This is a genomic window from Pantoea sp. CFSAN033090 (genome assembly GCF_001264395.1).
In the GTDB taxonomy this organism is placed as follows: domain Bacteria; phylum Pseudomonadota; class Gammaproteobacteria; order Enterobacterales; family Enterobacteriaceae; genus Pantoea; species Pantoea agglomerans.
In genome coordinates this window covers 141,784-167,192 of record NZ_LGYX01000023.1, presented here as the reverse complement: position 1 = coordinate 167,192, position 25,409 = coordinate 141,784, and the positions used below count along the sequence as shown (strand labels likewise).

23 protein-coding genes are annotated in these 25,409 nt (G+C 51.1%); 14 read left to right on the top strand and 9 right to left on the bottom strand.

What is annotated here, in order from left to right:
- Positions 1–16: 16 nt before the first annotated feature.
- Genes AFL22_RS18765 through AFL22_RS18735 form a run of 8 tightly spaced genes read left to right on the top strand, consistent with a single transcriptional unit; the run spans position 17 to position 9,666 of the window.
- Positions 17–2,608 carry a fimbria/pilus outer membrane usher protein gene (locus AFL22_RS18765; RefSeq protein WP_052271915.1) on the top strand — a complete coding sequence of 864 codons (2,592 nt, stop codon included), beginning with the start codon at positions 17–19 and terminating at the stop codon, positions 2,606–2,608.
- A 12-nt stretch (positions 2,609–2,620) separates the two neighbouring features.
- Entirely contained in the window at positions 2,621–3,676 is a 1,056-nt protein-coding gene (locus AFL22_RS18760; RefSeq protein WP_052271914.1) for a fimbrial protein, read from the top strand.
- Positions 3,677–3,735: 59 nt separating this feature from the next.
- A complete protein-coding gene (locus AFL22_RS18755) occupies positions 3,736–4,398 on the top strand; it encodes a response regulator transcription factor (protein ID WP_052271913.1) in 663 nt (220 codons plus the stop codon).
- A gap of 34 nt (positions 4,399–4,432) precedes the next feature.
- Positions 4,433–5,755, top strand: coding sequence for a TolC family outer membrane protein (locus AFL22_RS18750; protein WP_010256785.1), 1,323 nt, complete (start codon positions 4,433–4,435; stop codon positions 5,753–5,755).
- A gap of 25 nt (positions 5,756–5,780) precedes the next feature.
- Positions 5,781–6,173, top strand: coding sequence for a biotin/lipoyl-binding protein (locus AFL22_RS24570; protein WP_241773198.1), 393 nt, complete (start codon positions 5,781–5,783; stop codon positions 6,171–6,173).
- A 26-nt stretch (positions 6,174–6,199) separates the two neighbouring features.
- Positions 6,200–7,039 carry an HlyD family efflux transporter periplasmic adaptor subunit gene (locus AFL22_RS18745; protein ID WP_241773197.1) on the top strand — a complete coding sequence of 280 codons (840 nt, stop codon included), beginning with the start codon at positions 6,200–6,202 and terminating at the stop codon, positions 7,037–7,039.
- 16 nt (positions 7,040–7,055) lie between these two features.
- Positions 7,056–9,239, top strand: a complete 2,184-nt coding sequence (locus tag AFL22_RS18740; RefSeq protein WP_072123950.1) for a peptidase domain-containing ABC transporter — start codon at positions 7,056–7,058, stop codon at positions 9,237–9,239.
- The gene (locus AFL22_RS18735) at positions 9,232–9,666 is read left to right on the top strand and encodes a DcrB-related protein (RefSeq protein WP_010256796.1); all 435 of its coding nucleotides are present in this window, start codon (positions 9,232–9,234) and stop codon (positions 9,664–9,666) included. Before AFL22_RS18740 ends, AFL22_RS18735 begins: the two co-directional genes overlap by 8 nt.
- 112 nt (positions 9,667–9,778) lie before the next feature.
- Here AFL22_RS18735 and AFL22_RS18730 read toward each other — a convergent pair whose 3' ends face one another.
- The 6 genes from AFL22_RS18730 to AFL22_RS18705 all read right to left on the bottom strand — a co-directional run bounded on the left by AFL22_RS18730 (position 9,779) and on the right by AFL22_RS18705 (position 15,548).
- Entirely contained in the window at positions 9,779–10,276 is a 498-nt protein-coding gene (locus tag AFL22_RS18730) for a FidL-like protein (RefSeq protein WP_052271912.1), read from the bottom strand.
- On the bottom strand, positions 10,273–11,106 hold the full coding sequence (locus tag AFL22_RS18725) for a winged helix-turn-helix domain-containing protein (protein ID WP_022624197.1): 834 nt from the start codon (positions 11,104–11,106) through the stop codon (positions 10,273–10,275). The genes AFL22_RS18730 and AFL22_RS18725 overlap by 4 nt, the downstream gene beginning before the upstream one ends.
- Before the next feature lie 200 nt (positions 11,107–11,306).
- Positions 11,307–12,227, bottom strand: coding sequence for a substrate-binding domain-containing protein (locus tag AFL22_RS18720; RefSeq protein ID WP_010256805.1), 921 nt, complete (start codon positions 12,225–12,227; stop codon positions 11,307–11,309).
- A gap of 68 nt (positions 12,228–12,295) precedes the next feature.
- Positions 12,296–13,075 carry a TIM barrel protein gene (locus tag AFL22_RS18715; protein WP_052271911.1) on the bottom strand — a complete coding sequence of 260 codons (780 nt, stop codon included), beginning with the start codon at positions 13,073–13,075 and terminating at the stop codon, positions 12,296–12,298.
- Complete coding sequence (locus tag AFL22_RS18710; protein ID WP_052271910.1) at positions 13,075–14,088, bottom strand: Gfo/Idh/MocA family oxidoreductase; 1,014 nt, start codon at positions 14,086–14,088, stop codon at positions 13,075–13,077. Before AFL22_RS18710 ends, AFL22_RS18715 begins: the two co-directional genes overlap by 1 nt.
- Complete coding sequence (locus AFL22_RS18705) at positions 14,085–15,548, bottom strand: sugar porter family MFS transporter (protein WP_010256816.1); 1,464 nt, start codon at positions 15,546–15,548, stop codon at positions 14,085–14,087. Before AFL22_RS18705 ends, AFL22_RS18710 begins: the two co-directional genes overlap by 4 nt.
- 189 nt (positions 15,549–15,737) lie before the next feature.
- Here AFL22_RS18705 and AFL22_RS18700 point away from each other — a divergent pair, with 189 nt between their 5' ends.
- The 4 genes from AFL22_RS18700 to AFL22_RS18685 all read left to right on the top strand — a co-directional run bounded on the left by AFL22_RS18700 (position 15,738) and on the right by AFL22_RS18685 (position 21,095).
- Positions 15,738–17,696 (top strand): sigma-54-dependent Fis family transcriptional regulator, encoded by a 1,959-nt coding sequence (locus tag AFL22_RS18700; RefSeq protein WP_033786420.1) that lies wholly within the window; start codon positions 15,738–15,740, stop codon positions 17,694–17,696.
- Between the two features lie 144 nt (positions 17,697–17,840).
- Positions 17,841–18,455 carry a TetR/AcrR family transcriptional regulator gene (locus AFL22_RS18695; protein WP_010671991.1) on the top strand — a complete coding sequence of 205 codons (615 nt, stop codon included), beginning with the start codon at positions 17,841–17,843 and terminating at the stop codon, positions 18,453–18,455.
- Between the two features lie 237 nt (positions 18,456–18,692).
- Entirely contained in the window at positions 18,693–19,976 is a 1,284-nt protein-coding gene (gene fabF / locus AFL22_RS18690; protein WP_052271909.1) for a beta-ketoacyl-ACP synthase II, read from the top strand.
- A gap of 240 nt (positions 19,977–20,216) precedes the next feature.
- Complete coding sequence (locus tag AFL22_RS18685) at positions 20,217–21,095, top strand: ROK family protein (protein ID WP_010256830.1); 879 nt, start codon at positions 20,217–20,219, stop codon at positions 21,093–21,095.
- Between the two features lie 114 nt (positions 21,096–21,209).
- Here AFL22_RS18685 and AFL22_RS18680 read toward each other — a convergent pair whose 3' ends face one another.
- The 3 genes from AFL22_RS18680 to AFL22_RS18675 all read right to left on the bottom strand — a co-directional run bounded on the left by AFL22_RS18680 (position 21,210) and on the right by AFL22_RS18675 (position 23,407).
- Entirely contained in the window at positions 21,210–22,160 is a 951-nt protein-coding gene (locus AFL22_RS18680; RefSeq protein ID WP_052271908.1) for an Rpn family recombination-promoting nuclease/putative transposase, read from the bottom strand.
- Between the two features lie 330 nt (positions 22,161–22,490).
- Positions 22,491–22,613 (bottom strand): hypothetical protein, encoded by a 123-nt coding sequence (locus AFL22_RS24680; protein WP_254920079.1) that lies wholly within the window; start codon positions 22,611–22,613, stop codon positions 22,491–22,493.
- Positions 22,614–22,621: 8 nt separating this feature from the next.
- Positions 22,622–23,407 (bottom strand): MipA/OmpV family protein, encoded by a 786-nt coding sequence (locus AFL22_RS18675; protein ID WP_052271907.1) that lies wholly within the window; start codon positions 23,405–23,407, stop codon positions 22,622–22,624.
- A 129-nt stretch (positions 23,408–23,536) separates the two neighbouring features.
- Here AFL22_RS18675 and AFL22_RS18670 point away from each other — a divergent pair, with 129 nt between their 5' ends.
- Positions 23,537–24,235: a response regulator gene (locus AFL22_RS18670; protein WP_010256840.1), complete on the top strand. Its 699-nt coding sequence runs from the start codon at positions 23,537–23,539 to the stop codon at positions 24,233–24,235.
- The gene (locus AFL22_RS18665) at positions 24,232–25,401 is read left to right on the top strand and encodes an ATP-binding protein (protein WP_052271906.1); all 1,170 of its coding nucleotides are present in this window, start codon (positions 24,232–24,234) and stop codon (positions 25,399–25,401) included. The genes AFL22_RS18670 and AFL22_RS18665 overlap by 4 nt, the downstream gene beginning before the upstream one ends.
- The last annotated feature ends 8 nt before the right edge of the window (positions 25,402–25,409 follow it).

The window sequence follows — 25,409 nt, the reverse complement described above, 5'->3', positions numbered from 1 at the left end:
CTCATCAGGGGTAATAATGATGGCAAGGATGATTAAAAATAATAAACCAACGGGAAAAATATTTTACCGATCTTTTCTAGCGCTTTTTTTAACTGCATCAACAGGCGCCGCATTTGCAGAAAATTCGTATGATTTTGACGAATCATTTGTGAAGAATTTACCGGGCGTTAAAGTTGATGTGGCCCGCTATGCAACCGGTAACCCTATTGATCCTGGTACTTATACGGTGGATATTTTCCTGAATGGTCGTCAGATTGGTCGGGAAAATGTTCAGGTCATTCGTGAAGGGGCGGGAACCAAAGCGTGCCTTTCCTATGATCTGGTCAAAAGCTTGTCACTTAAGGACACAGTTTTTAGCCCGGGACAAGCTGAAGATTTGCGCTCTGGTAAACAGTGTATGGCGTTGGAGGAGGTAGTTAAAGAGAGTCATGCAGCTATCAATTCTGCCGATATGCAGATGGATATCTCAATTCCGCAAATTTATCTGTTGCGATCTGCGCGCGGCTACGTTGCGCCAGAATTCTGGGATAAGGGTGAAACAGCACTTACGCTAACCTATAACACCAACTATTATCGCTCTGTAAATCACGGTCAGGCATATGACTCATTTTATGGCCGTGCGCTGGCGGGCTTTAACCTTGGCGGATGGATGTTCCGTCACGATGGTTCTCTCAGCTGGCAACGTCAAAAAAACAACGAGTATCATCATTACGATGCAATTAATACCTATGTCCAGCGTGATATTCCGCAAATAAAATCACGGCTGTTATTAGGTGAAGGCAATACCAGTGGCGAAATTTTCGATACGCTTTCTTTTCGTGGTGCGCAAATATCTACAGTTGACCAGATGTGGCCAGACTCTCAGCGAGGCTATGCACCAGAAATCCGCGGCGTAGCCCGAACCAACGCTCAGGTAACTGTATCGCAAAATGGCAACAAAATTTATGAAACGACGGTCTCACCAGGCCCTTTTAATATCACCGATCTTTATCCTACAGGCTACGGTGGTGATTTAGACGTGACCGTGAAAGAAGCTGACGGCGGTGAGACCCGTTTCTCAGTTCCTTACGCAGCGATGACGCGTCTGAAACGTCCGGGCATGACTTTTTATAGTCTGACCGGTGGTGTATCCCGAAAAGACAATATGGTTTATACACCTTCGGTCTATCAGGGCACTATTCAGCATGGTTTTAGCAATAGTCTGACTGGTTACTCAGGTATTCTGGGATCAGATAACTACACCTCTGTGCTGTTGGGAGGTGCATTTGGTTTACCTGTTGGTGCGATCTCACTGGATATTACTGGCGCTCAGACAAAATATGGTGATGAGAAAAAGCAAGGTGTAAGTTATCGGGCAACTTATAGTAAGAAGGTTTCTCAGACTAACACGAATTTTACTCTGGCGGCTTACCGCTTCTCATCATCCGGTTATTACAGTTTTGATAACGCATTACAAATCAATAACTATTATAAAAAAAATAATAAAAACAGTTCGTCAAATTATCTTTCGCGCCCCAAACAACGTTTTTCTATGACGGCAAGCCAAAATTTTGGGGAGTCATATGGGAATATCTATCTTACTGGTTTCGTTCAGAATTACTGGGATTCTGCCGGAACAAATACGCAATTTCAGCTGGGTTACAATAATACAATTGGTCGGGTCTCCTATACTTTATCAGCAAACCGATTATTATATTCAACCGGCGGGCATGACACTCAACTGTCACTCGACTTCTCGGTGCCAATTGGCAGCGAAAGTCAAAGTTATGTAACCGGAAGTGCAACACATAATAAACAGGGTGTGAATGCACAAACAGCAGTTAATGGTGTTCTGGGTGAACATGACCAATATAACTATAACGTTGGAATAGCGCGCGATACTGATAATGAGAAGTCCGGTTCAGTTAGTGGGCAATACCGTTCGCCCTACAGTATGCTGACGGCGTCTTATACTAAAGGGCAAAACTATTATTCTGCCTCGGGTGGTATCAGCGGTGCGGTAGTCGCTTTACCTGATAGCATTAATTTCAGCGCTTATCAGTCTACGACTTATGCTGTTGTTACCGCAGAAGATGCAGAGGGCGCGCGTGTACTTGGCTATCCCAATATTGTGTTAAACGGCAGCGGCAAAGCTATTGTGCCAAACCTTAACCCGTACCGGATAAACGAACTGGCCATCGACCCAAAAGGAATTCCACTGGATGTTGAGCTTGAATCAACTCAGCAGCGCGTTATTCCTGTTGAGGGTGCAGTCGTCAGACTTGATTATAAAACCAGTAAAGGAAAGCCACTGTTAATTCGTGCTAATCAGCCGAACGGAAACGCCTTGCCATTTGGTGCAACGGTCAATGATGAAGACGGTAACCTTATCACCACTGTTTCACAGGGTGGTCAGATTTATGTGAGGTTAAATAAAGATGTCAGCCGCCTGCATATTTCCTGGGGTAAAGCAGCCAGTGATAAGTGTCTGGTTAACCTGGAGTCTGGTGTTGTTAATTCCAGTGAAAACAACACCCTTGCAAGGCTCACAACAACATGCAGCAGCGATCAATCAAAACCTGTTCGCTACGTATCTAACGGCGAAATAAACAAAGATAATCAGGGTTAATCGGGTGACATTATGATGTTTATTAACTTAAGAAGGACACTGACCAGAATAGTCAGCATCATGACTATAGTATCTGGTTTCGTCATGCTAGCACCAATTAATGCGAACGCGGCAGATGATGTCACACTGACGTGCAAAAAATCTCTTTCTGATGCGGTATTAGATTTCCGCTCACTAGGGATAAACATTTCGGCAGCTGTTCCGGTTGGCACGGTCGTGCATAGTGGCAATTTAACAGTCACGTTCAAATGTGCCCTGGATAATCTGCAACAGTTTTTAGATGGATTAACAGCAGAGGTTTACTTAAAGCGTAAAACAATAGCTGAAGATGCACTTGGTTATGGCTTGACCATTTATACCGGTTACGGTGGTGAAATGTCCACCGACGCTGCAAATATTCCTACCGGCAACAAGATCGCTACTTACGCGTTAACCAGTGGCGGTACAGTCGGTGCTTATACTGATGTCACATTGAATGTGCCTTTTCAGATTGTGCGGACGTCAAACTCGATGGCTGGCCCCAATTTGCTTCCGGACTATGTCAACGTATTTGATGTAGGCTCATTGGTACCAGGAAATGACCTGAAACTTTATGTCAGATATATTAAAAGCGGCATCACTGTGAGGGATCAAACCTGCTCAGCAGCAGGTGATGTTAACCCGAAGGTGTCATTAGGGAGTTACACAGCGAATACCAGTAGTGGGTTGGGTTCCGGTATTGGACAAACCAGCCCATCTACCGCTTTTAATCTTCAGCTTAACTGTGAGGCACTTCTTTCAGGTACCTTTGACGTTATGATGCAGTTGGATGGGGATGCGGCTGATGGGCTATCGGATGTCGGCGTAGTTTCTCTGAATTCGACCTCAACTGCCAGCGGAGTGGGTGTTCAGATTCTGAATGAAAGCCAGCAACCTGTTGCACTGGCAGCACCATACAGAGTTGCAGCTTATCCACTGTCGTCTGCATTGATAACAGTGCCCTTATATGCACGTTATTACCAGACTGCTGCCACAATAACTCCTGGTAGTGCTAACGCAGTTGCTACCTATACCATTAGTTATCAGTAACCATATGGGCTCTTCGGAGCCCTTTACCAGACTTTATAAACTGAGAAAGGATTTTATCAGTGGATAGGCCATTAAAAGGAAGGAGGTTTAAAGTTGGTGTCTCTGATGAGAGTCCTTTTATTTTTTATTCAATACAAAAAATACTCTCAACCGGATTTCACAACCTGGACATTGCAGCATACCCGGTAGAAGCAGAAAACCTTTTTGTAAAACTGAATAGCGATCCTCCTGATATATTAATTACTGATTTTTGCTTTAACTTTGAACGTAATGATTTGAACGGCGTTAGAAAACTAGAAGAAATTTACAACCATAATGCTAAGCTTAAAATCATTATCTTTACGGCACAGAATAGCCCGGCCATTTTGAAAAGAATATTGCAAATTCCGGTAAATGCAATAGTGAGCAAACGTGATGATATACGGGATCTGGTAGAAGCTTTGCACTGGGTTTGCTCATCGAATTCTGAAATATTTTATTCAGAAAAGATGAAAGATCTGGCGCATTCTGCTTCAGAGGAGCCTGCACAGACACTTTTATCACCCGCAGAAGTTGAAGTAATCAGGCTTTTTGCTATCGGGTACAGTTTAATGGAGATAGCTAAAGCACGTAAACGTAGTATCAGTACGGTTGCAACGCAGAAATATAACGCCATGCGTAAACTTCAGCTGCAGTCTAATACTGATTTGATTAAATATGTCTTTGCCCAGCAACTCATTTAATTTCGGGCTTAATTTTTAAGAAACAGCGAGCATCATGAAATTTTATAATTTTAAAATTGCATTTATTGTACTGTCCTGCGTGCCATTTGGATCTTATGCGACCAGCTTACAGCAGGCTGCCCGAGCCGCATTAACCTATGACTCTGCATTGCAATCCAGCCAGATGACCAGTGAAGCCGATCAGCAAAAATACTGGCAGGGTATGGCCGGAATGTTGCCCACATTGACGCTCGAAGGAAACTGGGATCGTCAGGAACAGCCGGATAAAAAATATCAAAGTGGTGTAACAAATCACAGTTACGATCTCAGCGTCAGACAACCCCTGTTTGATATGAGTAAATATGCTGGCTGGCGTAAAGGCGTTGCTATTGCCAATACCGCTGAAGCCCAGTCAAAAAAAGCTGAAGAAAAGTTATTAAATGCGATCAGTAATGCCTACTTTTCGGTGCTCTATCAGCAGGAAGTTTTACAGGCTGCGAAAGCTGCCAGTCACAACTTCAAACAACAGCAGCAAAAACTGCAGGCCGGTATTCTGAATGGACAAAACACCCGTACAGAGCTGGATGAAGCTAAGGCCAATTACGCTCTTGCTCAGGCCAAAGAAATAGAGGCGAGTAGTCAGTTATTGCTGGCTGGAGAAGCATTTCGTCGCTTATCGGGTGTCAGTCCGGACACTGTCGAGCCGGTAAACTTTCAGTGCCTTAACGCTTCGCCCTACGCTTCTTTAACTGATGCGATTAATGCCAGCCAGCAACGTAACACTGAAATCAAAATTGCCCTGTTTCAGAATGATCAGGCCGATGCTGATGTATTGGCTGCAGATGGCGCACATATGCCTGTCGTGTCACTTTACGCCAGATATGGCAAAAACTGGAGCCGTAACGATAACGACGATAATTTACTTTATGATGCTATTTTTGGCACTAACTCTAAAAGTAATAATCTGCAGTATGGCGTTAACGTTTCTATTCCATTATTCGCGGGTGGCAGCCAGATTTCACAATCTTATGAAGCAGCCTATCGCCGTCAGGCAGCGAAATATTCCACCATGGAAGCACAACGCAAAGCGGCTACAGATACACGTTCAGCATGGCTTAGTCTTACGAATGGAAAAGCGTTAATCAACGCGCAGAAAAATGCCGTCGAGTCTTCACGCGAAAAAGTGGTGTCTGTTCAATATGGCCGGGAAATGGGTTTCCGTACGGTAAATGATGAGCTTGATGCCCAGCAAAAATATTTTAGTGCGCTTAAAGATCAGGCTGAAGCTCGCTTCAATTACCTGAACGCCCTCATTAATCTGGCACAAAGTACCGGATCACTATCAATCGACATGCTGAATTTTTTTCAGTGCCGTTAATCCCTTACTCATGATGATTATATAAATGGAACAGTCACTATTCCGTCAGGAGGCACTTGATGCAGCCAACCGTGGAAACCTGGGCATTGTGGCACTCTATTGCCCACCTTATCGCTGGTTAGTTATTTCCGTTGTAGTGCTGATCACTGCCGCGACAGCGCTGTTTTTTATATTTGGCAGCTATACAAAATATGAATCCTCTACCGGAGAACTGCTGCCTAAAAATGGCATGCTGATCATTCCGCCCCCCGTAAGCGCTACGGTGGTCGATATTCCGGTAAAAGAGGGCCAGCATGTTGAAAAAGACGATGTGCTTATGGTGTTGTCATCAGAGGTTTCAACACAGTTAGGTCAGACTCGTCAGGTTATTGCCGAGAATCTGAAAGCCAGCGTGAAAGGCTTCAGCAGGATCTGGTGACGCTTGAAAAGCTTCATCAGGTTGAAATGAAGGGCCTGACCGACGCTATCGCCAGTCTGAAACTGCAGCAGGAGCAGTTGAAGCTGCAACTGACACACCGTCGGAAACAGGTTTCCCTGGCGAAAATGCAGTTGGACAAGCTGGAAGCCATGCACAACGAAGGGTATGCCTCAAGCCGTCAGATGGAAGAGCAGGAGTCTAATCTGCTCGATAGCCAGGCGCGCTACCAGGAATATCAACGTCAGCTGTTGGACATCTCGCAAAAAATTGTTCAGACCGAGCAACAGCTGCATGAAAAACCGCTGGATGACGAGAAAAAGCGTAACGATATCGAGCGCCAACTGGCTGATAACCGTCAGTCGATGGCTGAAAATGAAGCGCGCCGCTCGTTTGAATTACGTGCGCCTAAAAGCGGGTATGTCGGCATGATTATGGTCAAAAATGGACAGATGCTCACCGCCGGTCAGTCAGCCATAGCAGTTTTGCCAAGCAATACTGAACTGGTCGCCCGCATCATGGTAAACACGCAGTCCATTGGTTTTATCCAACCGGGACAGCGGGTGGTGCTGCGCTATAAAGCGTTTCCTTATCAAAAGTTTGGTCAACAGTATGGAAAAGTTATCGAGGTTTCACGCACCGCTCTGTCTCCTCAGGAAGTCACTACGTTAACCGGCAAAAACAATATTCAGGAACAGCAGTACCGCGTGCTGGTCTCCCTGGACAAACAATCAATTACTGCTTATGCGCAGAATGAAAAACTCAAGCCGGGTATGGCGCTGGATGCTGATTTTATCGTCGACAAACGTCGTCTTTATGAATGGGTGCTGGAGCCAATTTTTGCGCTTGGACACAAAATCTCTCTCTGATTAAAAGGTCTGTTCTGTGTTGTTATTAGAGAAACTCAATTTTAAATGGTTTAACCGCCTGCCGATGATTCGTCAGTCACAGGCGACGGAATGTGGTCTTGCTTGTCTGGGGATGATTGCCAATTATCACGGTCATGAAATCGACATGATCACCCTGCGTCGCAGGTTCGCAACGTCGCTTAAGGGTGCAACACTTAGTGATGTCATTGCCATGGCACAACAACTCAATATGAGTTCCCGTGCGTTACGCGTTGATATGGAAGAGCTGTCTAAATTACGCATGCCCTGCATTCTGCACTGGGAATTGAACCATTTCGTTGTGCTAAAAAAAGTGCGCGGCAATAAGATCACGCTTCACGATCCTGCACGCGGCATTCGGGAACTGACATTTAAAGAAGCATCACCGGCGTTCACCGGCGTTGCACTGGAGCTGGTTCCCTCCTCCACTTTTGAGGTCAAAAAAGAAAAAGAAAGCATCTCGATGATGAAGCTGGTGGGCAGTGTGACAGGGGTGAAATCTGCCTTTGCCCAGGTGCTTATCCTGTCCATCGCTCTGGAGCTTTTCGGCGTACTCTCCCCCTTCTTTATGCAGTGGGTGATGGATATGGTGCTGGTCTCCGCAGATTACTCACTACTCTCCTTGCTCGGGATCGGCTTTATCATGATTGCGTTGTTTCAGACCATGATTACAGCGCTGCGCTCATGGGTGATGAGCTGGTTCTCAAGCCAGCTCAGCGTGCAGTGGACGGTCAATGTCTGTCACCATATGTTAAAGCTGCCACTTGAATGGTTCGAATCCCGTCACGTTGGTGACATTCTGTCCCGCTATGGCTCGCTGAACACCATCCAAAGTACGCTGACCAGCCGCTTCATTAGTACTGTGCTGGATGGGGTAATGTCGATCGTGACAGTAGTGATGCTCTTTATCTATAACGCTAAGCTTGCCTGGCTGGTAATTGGCCTTTTTGTCGCCTATGCACTGTTACGCTTCATGGCTTATGATCCTGTTCGCCGCGCCAATGAAGAGCAAATCATCAGTTCAGCCCGCACGCAATCTTCTTTACTGGAAACGCTTCGCGGTATCCAGGCGGTAAAAACCAATAACAAGCAGGTGCCTCGTCTCTCCGCCTATATGAATTTCCTGGTGGATACGACCAACAAAGGCATTGTGATTCAGAAGCTTAACATTTTGTTTGGTTCCGCCCAGGGATTGCTCACTTCTGTAGGCAGGGTAGTACTGGTCTGGCTGGCTGCGCTGCAAGTACTGGATGGCAACTTCTCTGCAGGTATGCTTACCGCCTTTATTAGCTTCTCCGATCAGTTTATGAGCCGCGGTGCAGGTCTGATCAACGCCGTAATCGACTTCAGAATGCTGCGTATGCATGGTGAACGACTGGCTGATATCGTGTTGTCAGAAACTGAAGTCAGCTCAGAAGCCAGTCCGGTACTGGTGAGTAAAGATACGCATGATGAGACAGAAACGTCGCAGGATATCAAACTAACGGATATCCGCTTCCGCTATGCACCTACCGAACCCTGGGTAGTAAATGGTGCCAGTCTGGAAATTAAGGCTGGCGAAAGCGTTGCGATTGTCGGCCCTTCAGGTCAGGGAAAGACCACCATGGCCAAAATCATTCTGGGTCTGCTGCACCCGGAAGGTGGAACAATCACCGTGGGCGGAATGGACATTACCCAGACAGGACTTGAACACCATCGTAACCGCATCGGCTGTGTTATGCAGGATGACATCCTGTTCTCAGGCTCGATCAGTGAAAATATTAGCTTCTTTGATAATAATCCTGACCACGCAAAAATTACCCGTGTAGCACGCCTGGCGCAAATTCACGGCGATATCATGAAAATGCCGATGAACTATCAAAGCCTTGTCGGTGATATGGGATCGTTTCTCTCTGGCGGGCAGCTGCAGCGTATTCTGCTAGCTCGCGCCCTCTACCGCGAACCAAAAATACTGGTACTGGACGAAGCAACCAGTCATCTGGATATCTATAACGAAGCACAGATCAACAATGCAATAAAGCAAATGAAAATCACCCGAATCATGATTGCACATCGCCCGGAAACCATAAGAAGTGCAGATAAAATCGTCCTGTTAAATAACGGTACGCTCAGTGAAGTTACCGCAGAGCAGTTATTTGGCCAGACAGAAAAAACTAAAGAAATGGAGATTACACATGGATAAAAATATTTGTCGGTTTAGCGAAGGTATGATTACTTTACCGGAAGGCTACTGCGAGCGAACCCTGAACACGCTGGCGGATCCCCGTTCAGCGATGCCACCCGTCACTATTTCTCGTGATAAACTGGCCAATCACAACAATCCAGAAGAATATATCAGCAGTCAGCTTGCTATTCTGCAGAGACAAATGAAAGACTGGCAGCAGCAGGCAAATCAACCCGTGGTGTTGGGCGATAATCTGAGCACAGGCATCATGATTACTTATGATTTTCTGCGCCCGGATAATATCCGGCTTTATCAAAAGCAGGCGATTTTCACCTTAAACCTGGAGGATGTATTAATTTTCTCTTTGTCAAAGGCTGCCCCCCTGACCGATGAAGAAATTCAGCTGTTTAATAATATCCTGAAGAGTTTCCAGAGCTGGCCCTGATACTTTTCCTCAGCAAAGCCTGACGACATAACGTTAAAAGAAAAACCGGGCAGGATAAATCCTTCCCGGTTTCATGCATTATGAACACCGCTAAATTAGCCGTTTACAGAGCTCAGTAACGCTGGCAGGTAAAGAGATAGGAGATCGGCCCACCGATAATATAGGTATTTTTATCAATCTTATCGACATCCAACTGCAGATGCGTTGGATCCAGCGTGATCTCTGCTAACAACTTATTAAAGATGACATCAGGGGTAGTATCAGTATTCGAAGTGACAACTTTGCTGATCTGATACCGGTAAGTATCATCGGAAATTTTAGCGCCATTGATTAATGCAACCCTTCTGTTAAGAATAGTAACACCGTCATTGCTCGTTGCCTGCCCATTCAGCAACAGATAGCCTGAATCCTTTTTATCAAAACGTAAATCCTGGGCAACAGCGAACTCAATTCGTTTATCATCATTACGACTGAGATCGTAACGGCTAAACGCTGAGCATCGAAAAGGAAAATCTTTGGCCTGATGTGTTAAGTAATAACCCCCTGCAAAAGTCACCATTAATAGCGCAGCCAGCATGAAGATAATATTAATACCAATGCTCCGCTTCATCCCATTCTCCAGTCAAGATAATAAAAATTGTCGCATGAGATGATATGACCATCGCTATTAATTTTACACGATGAAAGAATTGTTCTTCCGAAATTCTTAGTAGTAAAAGAGGTGTTTTTATCAAAAATAATCCGGTGACCCGCATCGCAGGTTTGATTATTTTCCCTTAGAATTTGCACTATTTGCTTACCCAATGCCTGTCGTTCAACCTCATCCAGACCCTGCAATAATACTGCTTCGCAGCCACCTTCAAGTTTAATGGCACTCATTGGAATAATTTGCTCGTCAGGACGAGATACCGTGAAATACCAGAGCACCATGCCCAGCAATATCAGAGCAACAGAAGCAAACCAATATCGCCGGGTGACGTTAACGGACGTAGCTGGCAGCTGATTACCGGGCGGAGTGGCAGGCAGGACAACGTTTTCAGCAGACCCTTCAGTTATACTTCCTTCCGATATGTCATCAGTTAAAACTTCCGTCACCCCCATGACCGGGGCTGATTGACGTTCAATTTTAATATCGGTATTCAGGCGTATACCAATTTTCGGGATGGTGATAATCAGATTTTCACAACCATAAGCCGCGAGCGCCCTGCGCACAATACTCAGATATTGATTCAGATTACTATTCGATCCACGCAGGCCATATTTATCCCAGACCTCGGTCAGCAACGTATCACGCGCCAGTATTTCTCCTCCGGAATTCAGTAACTGTTCAAAAAGCCGACCTGAAGAAATACTTAGGCTCAGCGATTCCTGAGTAGGAATGTGGCTAAGCGTGCAGTCATCAGAATTGTAAGAAACCTGATCATCGATTATGTAAATCATTAAGAAATCACTGAATTTCCGCTCATTTATCGACAGTATAATTCAGCTTATATGAAGAAGCACTACAGACGCGTTAATCAGGCGATTAAGGAAATTTTTACAGATTAGCCAGCAGAACGGGCCGGGCAGAGTGCGTCCCTGCCCGGCAGCTGGTTAATTATTTAAGAAACGACAAAGAATCATAAGGTTAGCGGCGATTTTTATGGCTGATTAGCGGCAGCAAACTCCGCATAATTACTTTGAGTAATGGTTTTATAGGGGATCCAGTTCAGTGATTCGACTTTCTGTTTATCCAGTAACGCTTTCACGACTTTCACAGCGCCTGTCGCCTGCCCTTTCGCATCCTGGAAAATAGTCAGCGTCATCTTTCCATTTTTGACGAACTGCTGACCATCAGGCGTGCCATCGATCCCGGCAACCAGAATGTGGCTGTTTTTCGCCTGATTCAGCGCCATAATAGCCCCGATAGCCATTTCATCATTATTGGCGGCGATTGCATCGATCGGTCGCTGATTAAGCAGCCAGCCCGAAACTACGTCTACCGCTTCATTACGCTGCCAGCGTGCAGTCTGTTTTTCGATTACCGCCATCTGCTTATATTTAGCGATCACCGCTTCAACGGCACGCGTCCGTTCCCGCGCTTCTTCATTTGATAATGCGCCCATTAAAATGGCGACATTGCCCCGATAGTTCATCTGTTTTGCCAGCGCTTCCATCTGCATCTCACCCCCCAGGGCAGAGTCAGAACCGACATAGGCCATACTGGACGGTAATTTCACTTCCGGTTTACGGTTAACAAACACCAGCGGAATGCCCGCCGCTTCTGCCGCTTTCACCATCGGCAGTACGCCCTGTGTATCGACCGGGTTGAGAATAATGGCATCCACGCCCTGATTGATAAAGTCTTCAACCTGCTGTACCTGAAGAGCTACATCCCCTTTGGCATCGACGAACTGCCCATCCATTTTCAGCGCTTTTATCTCATCCACCATCTGCGTCCGCAGAATCGATACGAAGTTAAGATCGAAATTAGCCAGTGCGACACCAATTTTAGGTGTTTTAGCCCAGGCGGTAACGCTGATCATCAGGCTGAGCAGCAGTGCTAACATTTTGGTTTTCATCGCGTAATCCTGTAGGGTTTATTATTGATAGAACCGCCGGGCAACAGGCAAATACCCGGCGGCAGAGCTCACAACGTAAAGTGATCGCGGAACTGTGCCAGGGCTGTTTCGCTGTCGCTTTCGGCCCAGCCCTCCAGCGCAACGACGCCGCAATAGCCGACCTGCTCCAGCGCACGGGCAATGGCGCGATAGTTAATTTCCCCGGTGCCAGGCTGCATGCGCCCCGGCACATCAGCCACCTGGATTTCACCGACAGCGGGGCCGCAGCGTCGTATCAGCTCTATCAGGTTGCCCTCTCCAATCTGGGCGTGATAGAGGTCCAGATTCATCTTCAGTGCCGGGCTGTTGACCGCTTCGACCAGCGCCAGCGTATCGGCAGCCCGTGCGAATGGCGTACCCGGATGATCAACTGCCAGATTCAGGTTTTCGAGAGTAAATACCCGCCCGGCCTGCTCGCCGAGCGCAGCGACACGCCGCAGGGTGTCGGCCGCTTTAAGCCACATCTCACCGGTAACCACCTCAACCGGACGAACCGCCTGGCCGTGAGCATCCAGCCCGGTGCCATGCAGATTCAGGCTCGGGCAGTTCAGACGATCTGCAATCGCCAGTGAGGTTTCTGCGCTATGCAGCAACTCTGCAATCTCATCATCATCAGTCAGGTTACCGTTGAGGTAGCCGGTCATGGAGGTAAAACGCGCACCTGTCGCCACCAGCGCGTCGATATCTTTGTTGGCCCAGTTCCAGATCTCCACGCCAAATCCCAGCGCATGAATCCGCTCAACACGCGCGATAAAAGGCAGTTCGAGAAACACCATCTCCGCACAGACTGAAAGCTGATAACCGGCCATTAGCGTTCTCCCAACAGAATGGGTTTGCGTTGCTGCACCGATTCAATACAGGCCAGCGCAATTTCCAGCGCGTTACGCGCATCAGTGCCAGTAGCGCGCGGCGTGTCACCGTGCAGAATCGCGCGGGCGAATTCTGCCATTTCAGCAACATAGGCCTCACGCAGCAGATCGGTATCCATTCGAGACGTTGCGATGGCAATACCCTCGGCGTGATAGCGCACACAGTTGTCCTGATTGATGTTGCCCGCCTGCAGCATACCTTTACTGCCAAACACCTCACCGCGAACGTCATAACCGTAAACTGCCTGGAAGTTGGCTTCCGCAGTGGCAATGGCACCGTTATCAAAGCGGATGGTCACCACCGCGGTATCAAGTAATCCCTTATCTTTAAAATCGGGACGCACCAGCGCATCAGCCAGCGCATAGACCTCAACCGGCCGGGAACCCGGATTGAAGTGCAGAAGGGTGTCGAAGTCATGGATTAAGGTTTCAAGGAAGATGGTCCACTGCGGGATCGGGGCCGGATCGCGCAGGCCAGGGTCGCGTGTCACCGAACGGCTTAGCTGGGTGGTGCCATTGGTGCCTGCTCTGACAGCTTCAATAGCTGCGGCGAAGCCTGCATTGAATCGACGATTGAAGCCGACCTGCAACACAACGCCCGCATCCTGTGCGGCCGCGATCGCCCGATCTGCCTCATCCAGCGTTACCGCCATCGGTTTTTCGCAAAACACGTGCTTGCCAGCCCGGGCTGCAGCGATCACCAGTTCGGCGTGAGTGCGAGCCGGCGTAGCAATAGCAACGGCATCGATTTCGCTGTCATTGAGTAACGCCTGGATATCGGTATAGGCTTTCTCCACCCCCAGCCGGTCTGCCAGTTTCTGCGCTGCGCCGGGTTGCAGGTCGGCGACCGCTGTCAGCCGTGCCCCAGGCACCCGCAGCGCCAGATTCTCTGCATGAAAACTGCCCATGCGGCCAGCACCGATCAATCCCACTCGTACTGTTTTAAGGTTCATAACTGCTCCTGTTTTTTGTTGTCAGCCCAGTCAGGCTGAATAGGGTGTCCGGATGTCGCCTGCGCTTTGGCGGCAAAACGACGGGATTTTGAAAGCATCAGCGGCTCGATGTGCTCCAGTGAGATGCCTCGGGTTTCAGGCAGAAAACGTTTTACAAACCAGAAGGCCACCAGGCAGCCAGCGGCGCAGAGCATCAGTGGAAAAGCACCATGGAAGTGATCCATCAGCAAACGGCTACGGTTCATCATCGGGAAAGTCTGAGTAACGATGAAATTGGCGAGATACATCGAAGAAAAGGCGTAGCCCATCGCGACCGCACGAATCCGGTTGGGAAATATTTCAGAGATCAGTAGCCAGGCACCCAGACTCCATGACATACCAAAAATCAGTACGAACGCCACCAGGCCCACAACCGGCAGCAGGCCACCGATCTGCGCTATAAAGGCCCAGGCGGTAATCACCAGGCTGACAGCGCAACCCAGCGCTCCCCAGCGCAGCAGACGCGTCCGTCCCCAGCGATCCACTGCGTTCAGACAAAACGCTACTCCGACCAGCAGCGCCAGTCCGAGGAAAATGCTGTGATAGAGGGAGGTCTGTGTATCCGGTGAGATGTTCTGCAGCAGCGACGGTGCGTAATACAGCAGGATGTTGATGCCCGAAACCTGCTGCAGAATCGCAATCGCGCAGCCGATCAGCAGGATGTAACGCATTCTGGCGTCGCGGAGCAGACGGGTTCCCTGCTGACGGGTAACAGAATCCGCGTCCGGCGCACTGATTTCTGCCAGCAAACGCCGCGCATGTTCAGGCGTCGAAAGCCGGGTCAGCACTGCCAGCGCGCGTTCACGCTTGCCGTTTAACGCCAGCCAGCGTGGTGATTCCGGCATAAAGGGCACCAGTGCCAGAAACAGCAGGCAAGGCACCACACCCGACGCCAGCATCCAGCGCCAGCCTTCACTGACTATCCAGGCATGGGGCATACCGCGTGCAATCAGGTAGTTCACCACATAGACCGTGACCTGACCGCCAACCATCAGCATCTGCTGCAGCCCAAGCATGCGCCCTCGCCAGTCCTTAGGTGAGACCTCTGCGATATAGAGCGGCGTAATTGCCGACGCCATCCCGACCGCCAGGCCACCCACCAGTCGGTAAATCACAAAACCGGTTAGGGAATCTGCCAGCGCAGAACCCACCGCAGACACGGCAAATAACAGCGCGGTGATCACCAGTGTAGGTTTACGCCCGATCCGATCTGAGATCGCGCCGACACAGCCAGCGCCGACGATACAGCCGAGGATGACATTTGAAACAGCCCATCCACTTTGCCACGGCGTTAGTGCAAGGTGTTCCGTCAATGGCTCAATAACGCCGGAAATCACTGAGGCGTCATAACCGAGGATCACCCCGCTCAATGAGGCGATGGAACAGATGAACAGCAACAACTTCAGATTATGTTTACGCATAACACCTTAACTTTCCCATTGTTTTTGACAGGTGAGAGTTAGTGTCAGCGTTGCAAAGTGGATGCCAGTTTTAAAGCGGGCTTTTATGTGAACGCGCTCGCAGATGGCACATCAGAATTGAAAATAAAATTTACATGTCAACTTAACATGTCATTAAAATGGACATTCCATCGACCACGAGAGAGTGAAATGCAATCTTTGCATGATTTGCTGCCTAATAAAGAAGAGAGCGATGCCATATTCAGCCTGCCGGAAGGCGGTGATGCGGCACAGTGGGAAGCTCGGTTTGCCCGGGGCTGGCAGGCATTTAGCCAGGGTGAACAGCCGCGCTGGATCCGCCGCAGTATTTTGCAGTCATGGAACCGCTCGCACGAACATGGCATCGATCCGGTATCTTTTGAGTACAGTGCCTCCGATCCAACGGAGCTGGCCGCCGTTCTGCGTCATAACAGTGAGCTGATTACTGTGGCGCATAGCGTGATGGAGAACCTGCTGGCTTACAATCCCGATGGTCATATCAATCTCACAGATGCGCAAGGCATCGTACTGAGTTTTTGCGGCAGCGACCTGACTCCGGTCGGCAGCATCCTGCGTGAGGAGGTGCTCGGCACCAACTGCACCGCGCGCTGCCTGCGCGAGCAGCGGCTGGTCTATGTACTCAGCGGAGAAAACTGGAAAATCGCGCTGCGTGAACGTAACCGGCAGTGCGCCGCAGCTCCTATCCGTGATGCCAGCGGTCGTATGACCGGCGTACTGACGCTGACCGCCACGCCTGACAATTTCAGTGCCCATACGCTGGGCACCGTGCAGGCTGCCGCAGAGGCAATTGGCCAGCAACTCACCTTACGCCGTCTGCTGGCCGAGCAGCAGTCGATACTGGAGACCCTGAATGAGGGCGTTGTGGTCTGCGACCGCGACGGACGCATCAAAACCCTGAATCGCTACGCTCGTCAGATCTTTGCCGGTATTGATACCGACAACGCCCTGATCGATCAGGTGCTTCAGCCCCAGTCCGGTTCATTGCTCACACTACCCTGCTGTAATGACCGCGAGATGGTGTTCCGCCCCGATGGCAGACCCAGTGTTTCATGCCTGGTCTCGCTGATGCCGGCACCGGATGGCGGTCGCATCCTGTCGCTGCGGGAAAATCAGCGCATCCGTGCCATTACCCGTCGTGTGCTTGGCGTCAGCGCCAGCTATACCTTTGAGATGATTCGTGGTCAGGCACCCACGCTGCAGAAGGCTCTTCAGGATGCCCGCGCCAGCAGTCGCAGTGACAGTACCGTTCTGCTGACCGGTGAAAGCGGAACCGGTAAAGAGCTGTTTGCTCAGGCGATCCACAATGCCAGCAGCCGGGCGCATGAGTCCTTTGTCGCGGTTAACTGCGGCGCACTGCCGCGTGACCTGGTGCAGAGTGAGCTATTCGGCTACGTCGATGGCGCGTTCACCGGCTCACGGCGCGGCGGTTCGGCAGGTAAATTTGAGCTGGCCGACGGTGGCACGCTGTTTCTGGATGAAATTGGTGAGATGCCACTGGAGGCACAGACCAGCCTGCTGCGCGTGCTGCAGGAGAGTGAGGTACTGCGCATCGGAGCGGCGCATCCGCTGAAAGTGGATGTCCGCATCGTGGCGGCAACCCATTGCGATCTGCTCAGTGCAGTGGAACAGGGTGCTTTCCGCCGTGACCTGTTCTATCGCCTCAATGTTATCTCCCTGACCATCCCTGCCCTGCGTGAACGCCAGAGCGACATTCCTGATCTGGTGAATACCTTCATTCACGCCCTGTGTCAGCGGCTGAATAAAACGCCTCCGCAGGTGAGCATTGAAGCAATGAACGCCCTGCAGGCATGGCACTGGCCCGGCAACGTGCGCGAGCTGGAAAATCTGGTCGAGCGGATCGTTAATCTTTGCCAGAGCAGCATCATCGACCTTGCCGATTTGCCGCCAGCGATGGTGACGCGCGCAGCCGAAAACAGACCAGCGGCCAGCAGCCTGTTGCAGGATAATGAACGAGCCTGCATCCTGCAGACCCTTCGCGCGCAGGGGGGTAATCTGCGGCAGTCCGCTAAGCTGCTGGGCATTTCTCGCACGGCGCTCTATAACAAGCTCAATCACTGGAATATCTCTATAGATACGCTGCGCCAATAACCGGCTGGTGGCACTCAGCAACACCAGCATACATTCAGCCCGTTCAAAATATGGCTTTTGATCGCAACAGGGCCTAAAATGTGACCACCCTTAACAGTGGTCACTGAATTTTTTCACCCACCTTTGATCTGCCAGGTTCTGACAATGACTCAATCCGTAACGGAAAATGGCACACGCGGCCCGGCCGGGCACAATGTGCGTGACCAGATTGTCGATGCTGCCATGCAGCACTTCGCGCATTATGGTTACGAAAAAACCACCGTCTCCGATCTCGCCCGTGCTATCGGCTTTTCCAAAGCGTATATCTACAAATTTTTTGAATCAAAACAGGCGATTGGCGAAGTGATTTGCTCCACCCGGCTTGCGATGATTATGCAGCACGTCGAAGTCGCTATCGCCGATGCGCCTGGAGCATCGGAACAACTGCGGCGACTGTTCCGCACGCTTTCCGTCACCGGCACTGAACTCTTTTTTCACGAACGTAAACTCTATGATATTGCTGCCGTCGCGTCGCGTGACCGCTGGCCGTCGGCGATGGCGCATGAAGAACGACTGCTCAGCCTGATTCAGCAGATCCTGCGCCGGGGGCGTGAAGCAGGTGAGTTTGAGCGTAAAACCCCGGCTGACGAAGCGGCGGAGGCAATCTATCGGGTGATCAAACCCTACGCCAGTCCGGTACTGCTGCAGTACAGCCTTGATGACGCTGAAGAAGCCTCTGCACAACTGGCAGCGCTGGTGTTACGTAGCCTTGCGCCCTGAACATTGCGCATGATGTGACTATTGACTTATTTAGTCACAAGAGCAACGATAGCACTCTGTCTGGTTATCGCTCAGGATTCTGATGCTGCTAAGCTTATCTCTCTCTGCTCTATTCCATCCCTGCGTTCGTCCATCGCACCATTCTACGCAGGGTCTCACCTTCCGCGCTCAAGGCGTGTATCCATTGTCTGCGGCAGCATTTCAATCACTGTCCGGACTCTCTACGGGAGTAATCCAATGAGTCACTTAGCCTCATCACAACGCATTGTCATTACCGGCGCGGGCATCGTTTCGCCACTGGGTTGTGGCGTTGAAACCGTCTGGCGGCGATTAACGGCTGGAGAATCAGGTATACGTACCCTTCCCGATACGCTTACTGCTGGCACCGGTATTTCAGTAGGTGGCAGCGTGCCGGGCATCGATGAAGATCCGCTGGCAGGTTACGACCCCGAAGCGTTCATTGCGCCGAAAGAGCGTAAAAAGATGTCGCGCTTTATAGAATTCGCGCTGCTGGCAGCAGAAGAAGCGCTGAATCAGGCAGCCTGGCATCCTGAAGATGAGGCGACGCGTGAACGTACCGCGACGATTATTGCTTCAGGCGTCGGCGGCTTTGGTGCCATTGCCGACGCGGTGCGCACCACCGATGCACGCGGCCCGCGCAGGCTCTCACCCTTTACAGCACCTTCGTTTCTGGCCAACATGGCCGCGGGTCATGTCTCGATCAAACACGGCTTCACCGGCCCGCTGGGTGCGCCCGTTACCGCCTGTGCGGCGGGAGTTCAGGCGATTGGTGACGCCGCAAGGTTAATAAGAAGCGGTGAAGCGGACATTGCTATTTGTGGCGGCACAGAAGCGGCGCTGGATCGCGTCACGCTGGGCTGTTTCGCGGCTGCACGTGCGCTATGTGTGGGCTATGAAGATCAGCCGCACCATGCCTCACGTCCGTTTGATCGTGACAGAAGCGGCTTTGTGATGGCCGAAGGTGCAGGCCTGCTGGTGATTGAGTCGCTGGCTCATGCCGAAGCACGCGGTGCGACACCGCTGGCGGAGATTGTCGGCTATGGCACCAGCGCCGATGCATACCACTTAACCGCGGGTCCGGAGGATGGCAGCGGGGCTGCGCGGGCGATGAGAACCGCCCTGCATCAGGCGGGCATCAGCCCGGAAGACGTCCAGCATATCAACGCACACGCAACCTCAACTCAGGTTGGCGATCACGGTGAGCTGGCGGCTATTCGTGCAGTGTTTGGCGATGATTCGCAGGTCGCGATTGCCTCAACTAAATCCGCCACCGGCCATCTGCTGGGTGCGGCAGGCGGCGTTGAGGCGATATTCACCCTGATGGCGCTGCGGCAGCAGCTTATTCCGCCGACGCTGAACCTCCATCATCCCGATGAAGCCGCAGGCAATCTTGACCTGGTGGCGCTCAATGCACGTCCCACGGCGCTGACTTATGCCATGTCGAACGGTTTTGGTTTTGGCGGCGTCAACGCCAGTCTCCTGTTGCGTAAGTGGCAATGACTGCAGAGTGACGATTAAGCCCGCGCTGCCAGACACCCTCTCAGCGCGGGTAATACATCGAACGTCCTGAAAATCATGCACAGCTGTTCCGTGTGTGCCGGGGTTTATCAAAACACCCTCTGTACAACACTCGCTTTATAAATCTGTACCTTTCCTGACAAAATTGCCTCCGTCAGACCCCCTGCCCTTTTTCTTTCAGCACTACAATTAATCGGATGAAAACAACCTCAGAGAACGTTAATGAAGATTGCAGCTTTCGATATTGGTGGTACCTCTTTAAAAATGGGCGTGATTGATGAGCAGGGAAATATTCTGACCAGTGAGAGTGCTGATATTTCCCATAATTCACGCGACAAAATACTTGATGAGATCCTGGCCTGGCTGGAGAAAAATCCCGGCTGTGCTGGCATCGCCGTCAGCACGCCCGGTTATATTGATGCAGAAGCCGGATATATCGCCATGGGCGGCACCATTCGGGACTTCGACCAGTTTCATCTGAGCCAGTGGCTGACGGAAAAAACCTCACTGCCTGCCACGGTCGAAAATGACGCCCATTGCGCCTTACTGGCTGAACAGTGGCTGGGCAAAGCAAAAAAGCTCAGTGATTTTCTGATGTTAACTATCGGCACAGGATTAGGCGGAGCGGCCTTCTGCAACGGCGCGCTGATCCGGGGCGGTCGTAATCGCGCGGGCGAGTTTGGTTGCCTGCTGACTTCGCGCCCCACCAGCAGCAATATTGAACGCCACACCATGAGCCAGAGCTGTACCATGACGGCGCTTCGGGAGAATTACAGCCAGCTCATCGAAAAATCTTCCGACGACGTCACGGGTAAAGATGTCTTTGACGCATACGATCGCAAAGAAGAAGCCGCGCAGCAGGTGGTGAATAAATTCTACCAGGATCTTGCAGCCTGCTTATATAACCTCTTCAGCGTGTTCGATCCGCAGATGATATTTATCGGTGGTGGAATTACCGAGCGGGAGCCGTTCCTCGAGGAACTGGCAGAGCAGCTGGCAAAATATGATCTTGATATCCGCATTGATACCGCGACCTACGGCAACGACTCCGGCATGTTGGGCGCAACCTGGAATTTCCTGCAGCGTCAGCCAGACAAATAATGGCTTATAGTTCAGGACGTATGCAGGTTACACCTTTCTGATAATTATGATGATTTATCTGGTGCGGTATTTAAAACGATAACCCGGTCATGACCGGGTTTACTCTTGTTTATATTAGTGTCGTATTTGCGCCAGATCGTCTGACGTCAGGCCGGTCATTTCTATGACAGTTTTACGATCAAGGCCGTTTTGTAGCATAGTGCGCGCAATTTTCAGGGTAGCTTCACGCTGCCCTTCAGTACGACCTTTCTCAATACCACGCCGTTCACCAAGCTCGATACCTTCTGCGCGACCTTTTTCGATCCCTTTTTGTTCAAGCTGCTGTGCGATGGTCATCAGTGCGTCTCCGTGTTGTGGCACCCGCTGTGCCAGTTCGCGAACGAAAGCTTCGTAGTCAGCTGACTCACCAGCCTGCAGTAAATAGTGTATCAGCGTCATCACCTGGGGTGAAGAAAGATAATCGGCCATGAGTAGCGTGACCAGATGGTCAGTCAGGCTTGCAATGTCGCGTTGATGAATATGTTTCTGCAAAAGCGTCAGGGCGGCCATACTGCGATGAGTCATGATCTCATCATCCGGGATGACCGTAATGTCCACCAGCGGGAAGGCGCCTCTATAAAGGCTTTCCGCCACTACCGGATCATCAAATTCGTCGAACCAGCGGGTCGACCACGGATAGGGAGTGCGCTTACCGGTATAGAACAGTACAGGTATGACTAAAGGCAGTTTTTTATGGCCAGCTTCAAGGTGGCGCTGCATAGCGGCTACCGCATAACGTATCAGGCGGAATGCCATATGCCTGTCAGGGGTGGATTGGTGTTCAATCAGAACATGAATATATCCGTCACCGGTTGAGGTTCTGAGACTATACAAAACGTCACTGAAGTATTGACGCAAATCGTCTTCAACAAATGATCCGGACTCAAGATTCAGTGTGGTGAGATCGCAGATTTTAAGCAATTTCTCCGGAAGGTGGATCTGCATAAAATCTCTGGCAACATCCGGATGCGTAAGAAACTGTCGAAAAGTAGCATCATGAGGTGTAGCACTTTTTTTATTTTTCATCAGTTCAGCCCCTGTAAATTCCATGCGCTGCTACCACAGCGAAGAGGCTATCTTAATAGATCACATTTTAATTTATAATATTTAAACCTTGCCCAGTCTATATAGATTAACTACACCCATAGTCTTTTAAAAAATTTATTAGCAAGATAGATTACGACGCGTTCTAAATTAACAACCTTAATCAATTTATATAGCGATAATTAAAACCTCCGGATGTACCCGAAACTTCTAACGCTGACCATTAATGTCTGAACCGCTTTACGAAAAGTTAATTTTCTATTTAAGTCACGGCATAACCAGCCCGATCACGCTGTTTATACCGCTCGCTCCCTATCCCCGTCCCGGCGCATCCAACAGGCTAAGCGCCACGCCTGTCAGGGTATAGACCACTACATACAACAGAATCAGTGCCGCAAGCAAAAGACGGTGGCTGCGCATCTCACTTTTCTTCATGGTGCCATTCAGAAGGTGTAGCTCAATGCCAGGGTGGCCGATGCGCCGTTGTGCCGTGCAACGATGGGGCTATCTGAAGCATGCTTATCCAGCCAGCTGTAGTCACCGATCACACTGGCCGCCCAGGCGGGTGTGAACTGATGGCTCCAGGTCAGGCTGGTGTCGGTGCCATAAAATCCACCCGCGGCGTCATAGCGTTCAAAACCACTGCGCGCACTTTGCTTGCGGTTAACGCCATACCAGGTATTCATATAACGCCCGTCGCCAAACAGTCCCGCCACCTGCAGTGCCACAGTATCGCTGCTGGTCTGCCAGGGGATCAGGGTCACGGAAGTCCGGTACTGCACGCCCTGACTATCACTTAATGGCAGCGTCGCTTTGCCCTCCAGCACCAGCCACGGCGTTACCGACCATCCCAGCGCCAGCGCGGTGTTCATCGTTGCGTCGATGTTCCCCATGCCTCTGAGCCGGTCATCCCCGTCACGCCAGGATGAATTCTGGTCAGAACGGCCCAGCCCGTAGCCCAGCGTATGTTCCAGATACAGTCCATTATCTGCCTGCAGGTCATAGCCAATGCCTTTCTGTGAGTCTAAAAAGAAGGCCCCGTCGCGTGCCTGGATCACCGGCATCAGCTGCCAGTGCTGCTTATCTGCGCCGCTATAGCGTGGTGCATTGATACCTGCAATGCCCAGCGTGACGCTTGGCGGCGGCGTAGTCTCATCAGCCATGGCAGTCGCGGCACTGAATCCCAGCGAAAAACAGACCATGTGCAGCGTTATTTTTCCGGTTATCATCACGTTTCCTCATTATCACATCAGGTGCGGAGCTGAGGGGTTCAGAGCCGCGTCAATGGCCGGAGTATGCGAGGCGAGTGTCAATTAACGACCAGGGATTTATGAAGAAACAGTCAAGGTGATCCGAAAATGCAGTCAAAACGTGTACTGATTATTGAAGATGATGCTGATGCGGCGGGCGTACTTGAGGCCTACCTGAAACGTGAAAATTATGAGGTCATGATTGCCGGTGATGGGCCAGGCGGGCTGGATGCCGCCAGACGCTGGCAGCCCGATCTGATCCTGCTGGATATCATGCTGCCCGGCATGAACGGCACTGAAGTGCTGGCAGCGCTGCGACGTCGTGACGATACCCCGGTGATCATGGTAACCGCGATGGGTGATGCGCCGGACCGCATCGGCGCACTGCGCTATGGCGCGGATGACTACGTGGTCAAACCCTATCATCCGGGCGAAGTGGTGGCGCGCGTTCAGGCAGTACTGCGCCGTAGCCAGCAGAGTCAGGTACCCGCTGCAGAAACCCTGCGCTGGGCGGGTTTAGTGGTGGACCCGGTGGCGCTCACCGCAGTGGTCGATAGCGACAGTGCTTCACCGCGCCGCCTCGATCTGACACCGACCGAATTTTCCCTGTTGGTCACCCTGATGCGCGCTCCGACGCGTCCGTTTACCCGCCTGTTTCTGCTGGAGCACTGTCTGCCGGAAAGCGATGCGCTTGAGCGGGTGGTCGATACCCACGTCTATAACCTGCGTCGCAAACTGGAAGCCGCGGGCATCTCTGATGTCTTACCGGCAGTGCGCAGCGTCGGTTACCGGTTCAGACAGCCATGAAGAACGATACGCATACTTCATTGTGGCGCTGGATCTGCATCCGGGTGCTGTTTCTGGCGATTGGCAGCGTGGTGCTCATTGCCATCTGTATGTGGCTGCGCTTCGCAGTGCAAGCGTACTGGGTCTATTACCGGATGCCGCCCGCGCTGCTGGATGAGTTCACCCGGTTGCGCCACCACCCTGCCAGCGATCCTGTGCGCTTTCATCAGATTATGGACCAGTGGTGGGGCATCAACTTCTCCGATCCGTCGCTGGCCTCGTCGGACTGGCTTACCGTGATCGTGCTGGTCGTGGTAACGATTCCGTTTATGGTGCTGATGGCGCTGCGTTTCGCCCGTCCGCTGTCGGCGCAGTTCAGCCAGCTGGCTACCGCGGCGCGAGCGGTTTCAAAAGGCGAATTTGGCCGATCGGCGGTAATCGTAAAAGAAGCCCCACAGGAGCTGGTACGTTTTACTGAAGATTTTAATCAGATGACGCAGCAGCTGGCGCGTTACGAGCGTGAGCTGCGCACCTCGCATGTGGCGATGGCGCATGAGCTTCGCTCGCCACTTACGGCGGCGATGGGCCGCCTGCAGGGGATTCTGGATGGCGTCTTTCCTGCCGAACCGCAACAGCTGGCAATGATCATGAAGCAACTGACGCAGCTCAGTCGCCTGACAGACGAACTGCATCTCTTGTCGCTGGCGGATGCCGGGCAGCTTACCCTGAACCGCGAGTGGTTTAATCTCAGCGAGTTACTGCGCGAGCGCTCCGGCTGGCTTCTGCCGCAGGCAGAACAGGCGGGGATTGCCATCAGCGTGACATCACCCAACGATCTGCGGCTGTATGCCGATACCTTCCGGCTGGGCCAGGTAGTGACCATCATCTGTGAGAATGCAATGCGCTACGCTGCCGACGGTGGCGCGTTGCTAATCACGGCCAGCCAGAACGATCAGGCGATCACAATGGCCTTCCGTGATTACGGTCAGGGTGTGGAGCCGGACTTCCTGCCGCAATTGTTTGACCGCTTTACCCGCGCTGACTCCTCACGCGCCCGCCACTCCGGCGGCAGCGGTCTGGGACTGTCGATCGCCAAAGCGATCGTCGAGGCGCACGGCGGGTCGCTTCACGCCACACTGCCCGCCGACGGCGGTCTGCTGATCGGGATAACGCTGCCGGCGAGATAAATTGTTCT